This window comes from Brucella pituitosa, from assembly GCF_003049685.1.
In the GTDB taxonomy this organism is placed as follows: domain Bacteria; phylum Pseudomonadota; class Alphaproteobacteria; order Rhizobiales; family Rhizobiaceae; genus Brucella; species Brucella pituitosa.
Genome location: NZ_PYSY02000002.1, coordinates 1072562 through 1086084, shown reverse-complemented (window position 1 = coordinate 1086084; position 13523 = coordinate 1072562). Strand labels below are relative to the sequence as shown.

Sequence of the window (13523 nt, the reverse complement as noted above, 5' to 3'; positions counted from 1 at the left end):
TTTGACTTTTGGGAGGCACGCTTTAAGCGATAAGCTTGCCGAACTGATCGACTTCTTCTTCCGTGTTGGCAAAGCTTGTCACGAAACGTGCGAAAATCTCGCCTTCGCTGATGCGATTGACTTCCGAATGCGGAGGGTTCCAGTCGTAGAAAATCGCGCCCGCATCGCGGAGGCGATCATAGACCGACTGCTTCATGATCGCGAAAACCTCGTTGGCTTCCGGCTTCCATGCAAGCCGCATCTGGCTTGATGCATCGATATGGCGGGCAAGGCGCGCAGACAGCGCATTGGAATGCTTCGCCAGTTCAATCCAGAGGCCATTTTCGAGATAGGCATCAAACTGCGCTGCAATGAAGCGTGTTTTTGAGAAAAGCTGTGCGGCACGCTTGCGAATGAAAGGCAGATCCTTGGCGCGGGCAGGGTCCATAAACACGAGCGCTTCCGCACACCAGCAACCATTCTTGGTGCCGCCAAAGGAAACGATATCGACGCCTTGTTTCCAAGTCATTTCTGCAGGAGTCATATCGAGCGACACCAGCGCATTGGCAAAGCGCGCGCCATCCATATGTAGCGGCAGGCCCGCACCGCGGCAGATTTCCGAAATCGTCGAGATATGTTCAGGCTGATAAAGCGTGCCAACTTCGGTCGCCTGCGTGATACTAACCGCCATTGGCTGACCAGCATGAACGAAGGCAGGGTTGAAACGTTTGAGTTCGCGCTTCAAAAGCTCAGGATCGATACGACCCATCGCGCCATCAATCGGGTGCAGACGGGCGCCACCGGTAAAATATTCAGGTGCGCCGCATTCATCTTCGATCACATGGGCTTCTCTATGTACAAGCGAAACGCCGCCGGGACGATTGACACTTGCAAGTGCCAGTGAGTTGGCCGCTGTGCCTGTGCCGACGAAGAAGACAGCGACTTCCCGTTCGAACAACTCGTTAAAACGCTGCTCTACACGCTTGTCGATTTCGCTGGCACCATAGGCGGCTGCAAAGCCGTTGGCATGAAGTGAAAGACTTTCAGCGATTTTCGGATGGGCGCCTGCCCAGTTGTCTGAAGCAAAATGCACGTTGTTCTCCGCCAGCAGTGGGACCTTATAGGAGAGGTCTATAACCGGACTCGGTTACAGGTGTAAGGCCTGCGGGCGTTAAAAAGCGAGAGGCCAGTGTCACTTTTTGGAGCATCCGATGCTTGTGTTTGGCCGCGCCAAACTGACGCAACAAGCGCGTTACGCAATTAAATAACTAGAATATGAATATATGCGACACTTTGTTTCGCAATAGCATCGAAAAAATCATGTTTCCATCTTGTGAGCGAATTTGAATTCTGTCATACGTGATTAGGACAGCAATGCTGACTAATTCACCCTTGCTGTCCAATTCATCACTGTAATCGTCAGGTTTCTTATCAAAGCTTCCGTCAGTTGCAGAAAGAAGGTGCCGCACGGATCGGGATAACCCGGCGGAATGCGGCACTTAAAGAGGCAGGGGAGTTTGGTGCGCCATATGGCGGGCTGAGGTCGCTTGTCCGAGCCTGAAAGACTAAGGCGCCAAAACAATATTCCTTTCGATGGCTGAGCCATCGGTCACGGAACGTCGTCCAACGCCTTTTCGATAAGGCTCCCACACACAAAAAGTTCACTTAAGGAACGAATAGCCGTTCCGGTTCATTATCGTATCGCGCGCAGGGTTGCGCGCTCACTGGAGGGAATGACGATGCCGCATTTGACGCCATCTGTATCGCATGTGGATTTACACAACGGTCAGAACGGATCGGTCAAAGCTGCGACCAATTCCACCACAGCAACCCGAAAAACGCGAACTTCGGCGGGCACTCCCCCCGCCCAAGGCCTCTATGATCCGCGTAACGAGCGTGACGCCTGCGGCGTTGGCTTTATCGCACATATGAAGGGCCAGAAGTCCCATCAGATCGTAGAGAACGGTCTTAAGATGCTTGAAAACCTCACCCATCGCGGTGCGGTTGGCGCCGACCCTTTGATGGGCGACGGTGCGGGCATGCTTGTGCAGATTCCAGATCGCTTCTTTCGCGAAGAAATGGCGCGTCAGGGCATCGACCTGCCACAGCCGGGCCACTATGCCGTAGGTTACCTCTTCATGCCGCGCGATGCTGAACTGCGCGCACATATCGAAGAGATCATCAAGGAAGTCATCGCCGCTGAAGGCCAGACTTTCATCGGTTTCCGTCAGGTGCCGGTCGATAACTCTTCGCTGTCAAAGGCGCCGGATATTGCCGCGACCGAACCATTTCATATGCAGGTTTTCATCGGCCGTAGCGCGACCATTGAAACGGACGATGATTTTGAACGCCGCCTGTTTGTGCTGCGCAAGGTTATTTCCAATCGCATCTATCAGGAAAACGACGGCGACGATAAGGGCTTCTATATCGTCTCTATGTCGGCACGCACCGTTGTTTATAAGGGCATGTTTCTGGCCTATCAGGTCGGCGCTTATTACAACGACCTGAAAGACCCACGCTTTGAAAGTGCTGTGGCGCTCGTTCACCAGCGCTTTTCGACCAACACGTTCCCTTCATGGCGTCTGGCGCATCCATACCGCATGGTTGCGCATAACGGCGAAATCAACACGCTGCGTGGCAACGTCAATTGGATGGCTGCCCGTCAGGCATCGGTGGATTCGGAGCTGTTCGGCAACGACATTTCCAAGCTCTGGCCGATTTCCTACGAAGGCCAGTCGGATACCGCCTGCTTCGATAACGCACTCGAATTCCTGCATCAGGGCGGCTATAGCCTTGCGCATGCAATGATGATGCTGATCCCGGAAGCATGGTCGGGCAACAAGCTGATGTCGGACGAACGCCGCGCGTTCTACGAATATCATGCAGCGCTCATGGAGCCATGGGACGGTCCTGCCGCAGTTGCTTTCACCGACGGTCGCCAGATTGGTGCGACGCTTGATCGTAATGGTCTGCGTCCCGCCCGCTATCTTGTGACGGATGATGATTTCGTCATTCTGGCTTCCGAAGCAGGTGTATTGCCGGTCGAGGAAAAGAAGGTCGTCAAGAAGTGGCGTCTTCAGCCGGGCCGTATGCTGCTGATCGATATGGAAGAAGGCCGCATCGTCTCGGACGAGGAAATCAAGTCACAGATCGCACAGAAGCATCCTTACAAGCAGTGGCTTGCCAACACGCAGCTCATTCTGGAAGACCTGAACCCGGTTGAACCTCGCGCGCTACGCAAGGATGTAAGCCTCCTCGACCGTCAGCAGTCATTCGGTTACAGCCAGGAAGACACCAAGCTTCTGATGTCGCCAATGGCCACCACCGGTCAGGAAGCCATCGGTTCGATGGGCACGGATACGCCGATTTCGGCCATGTCCGACAAGTCGAAGCTGCTTTACACCTATTTCAAGCAGAACTTCGCACAGGTCACGAACCCACCGATTGATCCGATCCGCGAAGAGCTGGTGATGAGCCTTGTCTCGTTCATCGGTCCGCGCCCGAACATCTTCGATCTGGTTGGCACCTCGCGCCGCAAGCGTCTGGAAGTACGCCAGCCGATCCTGACCAATGGTGATCTCGAAAAGATCCGCTCCATCGGTCATACGGAAGATCGCTTCGACACCAAGACGCTCGACATCACCTATAATACGGGTGAAGGCGCTGCCGGTATGCATGGAGCGATTGAACGCCTGTGCGACCGTGCGGAAGCAGCTGTTCATGGCGGCTACAACATCGTCATCCTGTCGGATCGTCAGGTTGGTCCGGACCGCATTCCGATCCCGGCTCTGCTGGCAACGGCTGCTGTCCACCATCACCTGATCCGCAAGGGTCTGCGCACGTCGGTCGGTCTGGTTGTTGAATCGGGTGAGCCGCGCGAAGTGCATCATTTCGCGTGCCTTGCAGGCTATGGTGCGGAAGCAATCAACCCATATCTTGCCTTCGACACGCTTCTCGACATGCATCGCCGCCGCGAATTTCCGCCGGAAGTTGACGAATATGAAGTGGTCAAGCGCTACATCAAGTCGATCGGCAAGGGCATTCTCAAGGTCATGTCCAAGATGGGCATCTCGACCTACCAGTCCTATTGCGGCGCGCAGATTTTTGATGCCGTCGGCTTGCAGACCCGCTTTGTCGATCAGTTCTTCTTCGGCACAGCAACCAGCATCGAAGGCGTTGGTCTGGAAGAAATTGCGGAAGAAACCGTGCGTCGTCATACCGATGCATTCGGCAACGATCCGGTTCTGCTGACCGCACTCGAAGTCGGTGGCGAATATGCCTACCGTATGCGTGGCGAAGCGCATCTCTGGTCGCCCGATGCGGTTGCAAAGCTGCAGCATGCCGTTCGCACATCAAACCCGGAAACGTTCACCGAATATACTTCCATGCTCGACTCCAAGTCGGCGCAGGCAAAGACCATTCGTGGCCTGTTCGATATTCGCTTTGCGGAAACCAGCGGTCGCAAGCCGGTTGCAATCGAAGAGGTTGAATCGGCTGTCGATATCGTCAAGCGCTTCTCGACAGGTGCCATGTCGTTCGGCTCGATCTCGCGTGAAGCTCACACCACGCTTGCGCGTGCGATGAACGCCATTGGCGGCAAGTCAAACACGGGTGAGGGCGGTGAAGAGCCGGATCGTTTCTATCCGCTGCCGGATGGTACGCCAAACCCAGAACGCTCTGCGATCAAGCAGGTGGCATCGGGCCGCTTCGGTGTGACGACGGAATATCTGGTCAACTCCGATCTCATCCAGATCAAGGTTGCGCAAGGTGCAAAGCCGGGTGAAGGCGGTCAGCTGCCGGGCCATAAGGTCGATGCGACCATCGCCAAGACACGTCACTCGACGCCGGGCGTTGGCCTCATTTCGCCTCCGCCGCACCATGACATCTACTCGATCGAAGATCTGGCACAGCTGATCTACGATCTGAAGAACGTCAATCCGGCTGCCGATATTTCGGTCAAGCTGGTGTCGGAAGTGGGCGTTGGTACGGTTGCGGCCGGTGTTGCGAAAGCGCGCGCTGACCACATCACAGTGTCCGGCTATGATGGCGGTACGGGTGCGTCTCCGCTGACCTCGCTCAAGCACGCTGGTTCACCATGGGAAATCGGCCTTGCCGAAACCCACCAGACGCTGGTGCTGAACGGTCTTCGTTCGCGTATCGCGCTTCAGGTCGATGGCGGCCTTCGTACCGGCCGTGACGTGATTATCGGTGCACTGCTCGGTGCCGACGAGTTCGGTTTCTCGACGGCTCCGCTGATTGCTGCTGGCTGCATCATGATGCGCAAGTGCCATCTCAACACCTGCCCTGTGGGCGTTGCCACGCAGGACCCTGTTCTGCGCAAGCGCTTCAAGGGCACGCCTGAGCATGTGATCAACTTCTTCTTCTATCTGGCAGAAGAAGTGCGCGCATTGCTGGCGCTCATGGGCTTCACCAAGCTTGAGCAGATCATCGGCGAAACGGAACTGCTCGAAAAGCAGACCATGATCGATCACTGGAAGGCCAAGGGTCTCGACTTCAGCCGTATCTTCTACAAGCCGGAAGCCGAGAAGCATGAAATCTACTGGACTGAACGTCAGCATCATCCGATTGAAGATGTTCTTGATCGCACGCTGATTGCTCAGGCCATGCCTGCGCTGGAAAACAAGACGCCGGTCAAGATCGATGTCGACATCAAGAACGTTGATCGTTCTGCAGGTGCGATGCTTTCGGGCGAAGTGGCCAAGCGTTTCCGCCACAAGGGGCTGCCGGAAGACACCATTGCCGTTACCCTGCGCGGTACGGCTGGCCAGTCGTTTGGTGCGTTCCTTGCGCGCGGTATCTCGTTTGAACTGATCGGCGACGGTAACGACTATATCGGCAAGGGTCTTTCGGGTGGCCGCATTGTCATACGTCCGCCAGAAGATACGCGTATTGTGGCTGAAGACTCGATCATCGCGGGCAATACCGTGCTTTATGGTGCGCTTGAAGGCGAGTGCTATTTCCGCGGTGTGGCAGGCGAGCGTTTCGCAGTGCGTAACTCCGGTGCGGTTACGGTTGTCGAAGGCGTGGGCGACCACGGCTGCGAATATATGACTGGCGGTGTCGTCGTGGTTATCGGCCAGACTGGCCGTAACTTTGCAGCCGGCATGTCGGGCGGCGTCGCCTATGTGCTTGATGAAGTCGGTGACTTCGCACAGCGCTGCAATATGGCGATGGTCGAGCTGGAACCGGTGCCGGAAGAGGATGATATCCTCGAAAAACTGCACCATCACGGCGGTGACCTGATGCACAAGGGCCGTGTGGATGTCTCGGCAAACATGACGCGCCACGACGAAGAACGTCTGGTGCAGCTGATTGCCAACCATCTGCATTACACGGGCTCCACGCGCGCCAAGGACATTCTCGATAACTGGGAGAGCTATCGCCCGAAATTCGTGAAGGTCATGCCGGTTGAATATCGCCGCGCTCTGGAAGAGATGGAGCGCATGCAGATCGGTGTCGCAGCTGAGTAAACTTATATCGAAACGCGGAACTTGTGCGCCTGAAATGGCGCACGGTGACGCGAGAGGAGCATAGAATAATGGGTAAGGTTACTGGTTTTCTTGAGATCGACCGGCAGGTAGCAAAGTACCAGCCAGCATCGGATCGCATTCGTCACTTCCGTGAATTCACGCTTCCCATGACGGATGGTGAAGTGCAAAAGCAGGCGGCGCGCTGCATGGATTGCGGCATTCCGTTCTGCCATGGCCCAACGGGCTGCCCTGTGCACAATCAGATCCCGGACTGGAATGATCTCGTCTATAACAACAACTGGGATCAGGCGATCCGCAATCTGCATCTGACAAATAACTTCCCGGAATTCACCGGTCGTGTTTGTCCGGCGCCTTGCGAAGAAGCCTGCACGCTGAACCTTGAAGACACACCTGTTGCGATCAAGACCGTTGAACAGGCACTGGGCGATAAGGCCTATGAGCTTGGTCATATCGTGCCGCAGCCAGCAGCGCAGAAGACGGGCAAGTCGGTCGCGATCATCGGTTCTGGCCCGGCGGGTCTTGCTGCTGCACAGCAGCTCGCACGCGCTGGTCACATGGTCGATGTCTATGAACGCGAAAGCCGTCCGGGCGGTCTGCTGCGTTATGGCATTCCTGACTTCAAGATGGAAAAGCACCTGATCGACCGTCGCGTCACGCAGATGGAAGGCGAGGGCGTTCGTTTCCTGTGTGGCGTCAATATCGGCGTGGACAAGCCGCTGCGCGGTCTGCTCGATACCTATGACGCCGTGCTTTATTCGGGCGGTTCGGAAAAGCCGCGCCCAGCGGGTATTCCGGGTGCGGACCTTGAAGGCGTGCATGATGCCATGCCTTATCTCGTCCAGCAGAACCGTCGTGTTGGGCGCGAAAACATTGAATCAGTCGCATGGCACGAAGCGCCGATCCTTGCCGGTGGCAAGCACATCGTCGTTGTCGGCGGTGGTGATACGGCATCTGACTGCGTTGGTACGGCTTTCCGTCAGGGCGCGGTCAATGTCACGCAGCTCGATATTCGTCCGCAGCCGCCTGAAAGAGAAGACAAGCTCAGCGTCTGGCCATATTGGGCAACCAAGATGCGTACGTCTTCCAGTCAGGCTGAAGGCGCAAACCGCGAGTTTCAGGTCGCTACGCTTGAATTCATCGGCGAAGACGGCAAGCTTACCCATGTGAAGTGCTGTCAGGTTGACGAGAAGCGCAAGCCGATTGCTGGCTCTGAATTCTACATCAAGGCTGATCTTGCGTTCATCGCAATCGGTTTCTTCGGTCCGGCTGAAAACAGCGTGGTGAAAGAACTTGGCGAGAAGCTGGAGATCGCAACGGATCGCCGCGGCGGAACTTCGGTGAAAGCCAATGAGCAAGACTATCGCACCAATGTCGACAAGCTCTATGCAGCAGGCGACGTGCGCCGCGGTCAGTCGCTGGTTGTCTGGGCAATTCGTGAAGGCCGTCAGGCAGCCCACGCAATTGATGCGGATCTGATGGGATCGTCTGTTCTTCCCCGTTAATTCGAACTGCATTTCAATAAAAAGCCCGGCTCTAAGCCGGGCTTTTTTGTTATTTTTTTGTACGCGCATCTTGGTCCGAAAACCGGTGTCCACTTTTCGGAATGCGTGTTAGCTCTGCTGACGATTCTTGCGGATTGCCAGATAGATAATGCCCAAGAGCACGAACCATACTGGCGTTACTTTTAGAGCGACAGCGGTATCAGGTTCTTGTGCCAGCGCCCAGAGAATGAAGGCGAAGAAGGCAAAGACCATGACAACGGAAGCGCGTCCGCCTGGTAGCTTGAAGGTCGACTTTTCATGCAGATCAGGACGCTTGCGGCGATACTGAAGATAAGACGCAAGAATGATCGACCAGATGAAGATGAAAAGAAGCGCTGAAATCGTCGTGACGATGGTAAAGGCTTCAATGATGCTCTGGCCTGCATAAAGCAGCACAACGCCTGCAAGCAGGAAGATGCAGGAGAAGAACAGCGCATTCACCGGCACCTTGCGGCTGTTAAGCTTGCCGAGTGTCTGCGGTGCGAGGCGTGATGTTGCCAGACCATAGATCATGCGCGAGGTCGAGTAGATGCCGGAATTGGCGCTCGATGTTGCCGAAGTCAGCACCACGAAATTCACGACATGAGCGGCAATGCCAAGACCCGCCAGCGAGAACATGGCCACAAACGGGCTGGAGTTTGGATCGACCTGATCCCACGGAATAACCGTGATGATCACGAACAGCGCACCAACATAGAAAAGTACGACGCGGATCGGGATAGAGTTGATCGCCTTTGGTAGATTGCGCATCGGATTTTCGGTTTCAGCGGCAGCTGTGCCGACCAGCTCGATACCGACAAATGCAAAAACTGCGATCTGGAAACCAGCGACAAAGCCGAAGAACCCGTTGGGGAAGAAACCGCCATGTGCCCACAGATGTTCAACCGATGCCCTCGTGCCATTTGGCAGCATGAAGCTCGTTGAAAGCATGTAAACACCCGCAATGATCAGGGCAACAATGGCGATGATCTTGATGAGCGCAAACCAGAATTCAATTTCACCGAAATTGCGGACATTTGGCAGGTTGAGCAGCAATAACACTCCGATCAGACCCAGCGCCGGAATCCACAGAGCCAATTCCGGGTACCAGAAGGATACATAGCCCGAAACGGCCACCACATCGGCGATGCCGGTGACAATCCAGCACAACCAGTAGGTCCAGCCGGTAAAAAATTGCGCCCAAGGGCCAAGATAATCACCTGCGAAATCGGCAAAAGATCGATATTCCAGATTGGACAGAAGGATTTCGCCCAGCGCACGCATCACGAAGAACAGCATGAAACCGATGATCGCATAAACCAGCAGAATGGATGGTCCGGCCAGTGAGATGGTCTTGCCGGAGCCCATGAAAAGGCCGGTGCCGATAGCACCACCAATGGCGATCAGCTGGAGATGTCGATTGGACAGATTGCGTGCAAGATGGGTTTCCTCCTCCCGGTTGTTATCAACGGGAGGCTTCGATGCAATATTCATTCAGATGCCTCTTATGCAATGCAGCGATGCGCGCTGAAGACCCGGTCGGGCCGCGCGACTTTCTGATAAACGAGGAAACCTGAAATGTGAACCACGAGAAATATAGCATTTAGGCTGATAAATGCTGCATATTTCCCGGTATTATCGGGCTATTGCGGGCTGCTTCATTGCTATTAATCTTATTATTCAGGGATTTACGTTTTTCGGCGGCCACGAGAAATCATCGGCACGACCATGGGTCGGTTTTTGCTCGTTGGACGGTTTTTTGTCATCTTTCTTGCGAGAAGCCAGTGCTCCCCCCAGCAAAACCCCACTATCGTCGCGGTCGATGTCGCGCAGACTCACCGGAGCAATCCGATCCACGGGTTTTAAAGGGTCTTGTTTTCCAGCGGTTGGCAACAGTTGCTCATTGTCCCGAACATCGCCGAAGAGCGCTTTCAAAGGCTTTTCAGCATAGAAAGCGAGTTTGCGTTTGCCTGCGGATGTGGTGTTTATCCCGTCATTGCCGCGCAGACGCGCTGTCTGGCCGTTGATATCAAAGCCGGTCTGGCTGAAATTGCCTTCTTCATCCACAAAACCATCCCATACATCAACAAATTTTGCGCCAGCTTTTTCAGATGTTGAGCGGTAGATTTCATTGAGTGCCAGCATATCCTGCGACATGCCACGAGGACGAAATGGCGGCTGTCCAACCCAGATCAGTGGATAGTTTTTATCCGTGATTTCCTTCATGAATTTGGAAACGCGGCTTTGATATTCCGCTGTCCATTCTGGGGAGCGGGCGGCCAAACTCTGCCCTTTTGCGGTGATCGCCTGCCGGTCGTTTGAGCCAATCATCACGACCACGGCTGCAGGCTTTTCCTCTTCGAGAATCTTGCCAATGCTGGCGGGCCAGTCGAAATGGTCATCGCGCACAAAGCCGGATGAGCCATTGATGCGGCTCACGATCTGTATGCCGGCACTGGGTGCAAAGGCAATATCGAGCCCTTCCGCCAGACCGTTGCCGATAAAATCGCCGACGACCAGAACCTTTTTGGCGTCGGGATTCTTTTCAACGAAATTCACTTCGGGTTTTATGTCCGGAATGCTTGCTGACCGGGCGGCGGCATTTACAGGCTTTGCTGTGCGCTTAGGTTTGGCCGGGCGTGTTCTTTTGGGTTTCGGCTGTTCATATTGGCGTTGTGGCTGCGCTTGTTTTGAGCCGAACAGAAGATCGAAAAGCGTGCGTGGGCGTTCTTGTGCCGATGCGGAAGACATGGCAGTCAGCATCATCGCAAAGGCAACGAGCATCGTCATCAGAACGCCGCTTGCTTTGTTTTTGAACTGGCTTGCCTGCATTGGTTTCACCTTCCTGCGTTGAGGATTGTACCGCCCTTTGCCAAGAAGAAAAAGGAGCGCACATCTGATGTGCGCTCCCGATTGTATCGCAAAACGCTTAACGGCGACGAAGAACTGTCAACACTTCCTTGCTTGGATGTCCGTCAGGCTGCAGGCCATTGCGCTGCTGGAAGGCTTCAATTGCCTTGCGCGATGTAGCACCAATCTTGCCGTCAATATTGCCATCGTAATAGCCGAGCGCCTTGAGATGCGTCTGTAATTCTTCGCGCTCGTTCATGGTAATTGGGGTGAACGGGCGGTTCCAGTCCTGACGCAGACCCTGATAACCACCTATTCGATCCGCAAGCAGGCCGACGGCAAGAGCATATTTATCGGCATTGTTATAGCGCTTGATGACTGAGAAGTTCTTGGCCATCAGGAAAGCCGGTCCCTGGCGTCCGTCGAGAACTTTCAGTGTAACCTTCTCATTGGCATCCGGGAAAGGACGGCCATTGGCACGAACGACACCAAGTCGTTGCCATTCGGCGGCCGAGAGCGAACCAGATGGGAATTTGCGACCGGCAGGAAGGACAACTTCGTAGCCCCATGTGCGGCCCGGCTGCCAGCCATTGCGGTGCAGAAGATTTGCGGCAGTACCAAGCGCATCGGGAACCGAGTTCCAGATGTCGCGCTTGCCGTTGCCATCCATGTCGACGGCATACGCCTGATAGCTTGTCGGAATGAACTGCGTGTGACCCATCGCACCTGCCCAGGAGCCGGTCAGGTGGCCGCGGTCAATATCGCCGGTCTGGAGAATTTTCATCGCGGCAATGAGCTGTGTGCGACCAAACTTGGCACGGCGCTGATCAGCATAGGCCAGCGTGGCAAGCGAACGGATCGTGTCCATCATGACATCGTCACGCTTGAGAATCTCACCGTAATTGCTTTCCATCGACCAGATGGCCAGCAGGATATTGCGGTCAACAGAAAAGCGCTGTTCGATGCGCTGGAGCCATGGCCCCAATTTTTTCGCCATGCTCTGACCGACAGCCACGGAATGCTCATTCACGCGATTGTCGATATAGTTCCAGACAGGCTCGCTGAACTCCGGCTGGAAGCGGGCCTTGCGCAGCACTTCAGGATCGGGCGAATCGACACCTCTGAAGGCGCGGTCGAATGTCGATGGTGATACGCCATTCTGGAGAGCTGTGGTGCGGAAACTGGAAACCCATTTTCGGAAATTGGCATCAGCAAAAGCGCTGCCTGTCGTCAGGCCAGATACGAGCATTGCCACCGCAACGGTCGCTGTAATCCTGGCGCGCATTCCTCGTCCCAGAGTGAATGGAAATCGCAGCATTCTGTGTTTCCCTTCTGCAATCATGTTTCTGCCGTGTCGAACGGCGAGTTGCCTGTCATGCCGGGCCTGCTTCAATCAGATTGCATCAAGTTGTTAATACTATCCAGTGTTGAATTTGGGGCCGACCCTTTTCAGGTTCACATTAGAGGCTTCAGGTTAGCATTTGGTTTACCATGGCAAGATTGGCGGAAAAATTGCAGAAAGTTTCAAGGAATTTTTGAATCAAGTAAGATTAAGGTAAGGTCATCGAATGTGATGGGGGAAAAGACGGAACTTCGCCATTCGTTAATGAAAACGCCGTATTTGAAATGCAATGGCTTCAATGCTTTGATAGCCCAACCGTATTCGTGAAAAAATCGAGGAGACGAATGAGTTCGATCCGCAAAATCCGTAAGGCAGTTTTCCCCGTCGCCGGTCTTGGGACCCGCTTTCTTCCAGCGACCAAGTCCATCCCCAAGGAAATGCTCACTGTTGTCGACAAACCCGTCATCCAATATGTGGTGGATGAGGCACGCGAAGCGGGTATCGAACATCTGATTTTCGTCACCGGACGCAACAAGGCTGTGATCGAAGATTATTTCGATGCACAGGTTGAGCTCTATTCCACGCTTGCCGAGCGTGGCAAGAAGGCAGAGCTGGAGCATCTGCAGGAATTGCAGCCACAGCCCGGCACTACCAGCTTTACCCGTCAGCAGGTTCCGCTTGGCCTTGGCCATGCGGTCTGGTGCGCGCGCGCGAACTGGTTGGCGACGAGCCTTTTTGCACTGCTTCTGCCGGATATGGTCATGCAGTCGAAGAAGGGTTGCCTCAAGGAAATGGTCGAGCTTTATGAGCAGACCGGAGGCAATGTCATCGCGGTTCAGGAGTGCGACCCTGAAGAAGCGCATAAATACGGTATTGTCGGCAAGGGCAATGCCATTGGCAACGGCTTTGAAATCAACCAGATGGTTGAAAAGCCTGCCAAGGGCACGGCACCTTCCAATCTCTATATCAATGGCCGCTATATTCTTCAGCCAGAAATCTTCGAACTGCTGAGCAAGCAGGAGAAGGGTGCTGGCAATGAGATTCAGCTGACTGATGCGATGCTGAAGCTTGCCGATGCACAGAAGTTCTACGGCTTTGACTACCGTGGTTTGACTTTCGACTGCGGCTCAAAGTCCGGCTTCATTGAAGCCAATGTGGCTTTTGCCCTGTGGCGGAAGGATATCCGCCCAACGGTCGAGGTTTCGATTGCCGATCTTCTCAAGACGATCAAGCCAGAATAGGCCTACAGCATCGGCCCAATAATCGAAATCGATTTTTTTGGAAAGCACGATGCGTAGATTCAATAGTTTAGAGCGCCGT

Annotated in this window: 7 protein-coding genes; 3 read left to right on the top strand and 4 right to left on the bottom strand. The window is 54.6% G+C overall.

Going from position 1 to position 13523, the window contains the following annotated elements; all coding sequences use genetic code 11:
* Positions 1-22: 22 nt before the first annotated feature.
* Positions 23-1072 carry a threonine aldolase family protein gene (locus C9380_RS17495; RefSeq protein ID WP_111787495.1) on the bottom strand — a complete coding sequence of 350 codons (1050 nt, stop codon included), beginning with the start codon at positions 1070-1072 and terminating at the stop codon, positions 23-25.
* Positions 1073-1718: 646 nt separating this feature from the next.
* On the opposite strand from C9380_RS17495, the gene gltB reads away from it, so the two are divergent.
* Both gltB and C9380_RS17485 read left to right on the top strand, forming a co-directional pair.
* Positions 1719-6470, top strand: coding sequence for a glutamate synthase large subunit (gltB, locus tag C9380_RS17490; RefSeq protein ID WP_105534781.1), 4752 nt, complete (start codon positions 1719-1721; stop codon positions 6468-6470).
* 68 nt (positions 6471-6538) lie between these two features.
* The gene (locus tag C9380_RS17485) at positions 6539-7993 is read left to right on the top strand and encodes a glutamate synthase subunit beta (RefSeq protein ID WP_100557407.1); all 1455 of its coding nucleotides are present in this window, start codon (positions 6539-6541) and stop codon (positions 7991-7993) included.
* Between the two features lie 108 nt (positions 7994-8101).
* Here the strand turns inward: C9380_RS17485 and C9380_RS17480 are convergent, their stop codons facing one another.
* From C9380_RS17480 to C9380_RS17470, 3 genes are all read right to left on the bottom strand, one after another.
* Positions 8102-9505, bottom strand: a complete 1404-nt coding sequence (locus tag C9380_RS17480; RefSeq protein WP_128094145.1) for an amino acid permease — start codon at positions 9503-9505, stop codon at positions 8102-8104.
* Between the two features lie 186 nt (positions 9506-9691).
* Positions 9692-10843 carry an SGNH/GDSL hydrolase family protein gene (locus C9380_RS17475; protein WP_128094144.1) on the bottom strand — a complete coding sequence of 384 codons (1152 nt, stop codon included), beginning with the start codon at positions 10841-10843 and terminating at the stop codon, positions 9692-9694.
* A gap of 97 nt (positions 10844-10940) precedes the next feature.
* Positions 10941-12179 carry a lytic murein transglycosylase gene (locus C9380_RS17470; RefSeq protein ID WP_128094143.1) on the bottom strand — a complete coding sequence of 413 codons (1239 nt, stop codon included), beginning with the start codon at positions 12177-12179 and terminating at the stop codon, positions 10941-10943.
* Between the two features lie 368 nt (positions 12180-12547).
* Between C9380_RS17470 and galU the strand changes: the two genes are divergently transcribed.
* Positions 12548-13444 carry a UTP--glucose-1-phosphate uridylyltransferase GalU gene (gene galU / locus C9380_RS17465; protein WP_128094142.1) on the top strand — a complete coding sequence of 299 codons (897 nt, stop codon included), beginning with the start codon at positions 12548-12550 and terminating at the stop codon, positions 13442-13444.
* The last annotated feature ends 79 nt before the right edge of the window (positions 13445-13523 follow it).

What these genes read in the sequence shown, in the direction of transcription:
- gltB (WP_105534781.1), top strand. Translation starts at nt 1,719, where the DNA reads ATGCCGCATTTGACGCCATCTGTATCGCATGTGGATTTACACAACGGT.
- C9380_RS17485 (WP_100557407.1), top strand. Translation starts at nt 6,539, where the DNA reads ATGGGTAAGGTTACTGGTTTTCTTGAGATCGACCGGCAGGTAGCAAAG.
- C9380_RS17480 (WP_128094145.1), bottom strand. Translation starts at nt 9,505, where the DNA reads ATGAATATTGCATCGAAGCCTCCCGTTGATAACAACCGGGAGGAGGAA.
- C9380_RS17475 (WP_128094144.1), bottom strand. Translation starts at nt 10,843, where the DNA reads ATGCAGGCAAGCCAGTTCAAAAACAAAGCAAGCGGCGTTCTGATGACG.
- C9380_RS17470 (WP_128094143.1), bottom strand. Translation starts at nt 12,179, where the DNA reads ATGCTGCGATTTCCATTCACTCTGGGACGAGGAATGCGCGCCAGGATT.
- galU (WP_128094142.1), top strand. Translation starts at nt 12,548, where the DNA reads ATGAGTTCGATCCGCAAAATCCGTAAGGCAGTTTTCCCCGTCGCCGGT.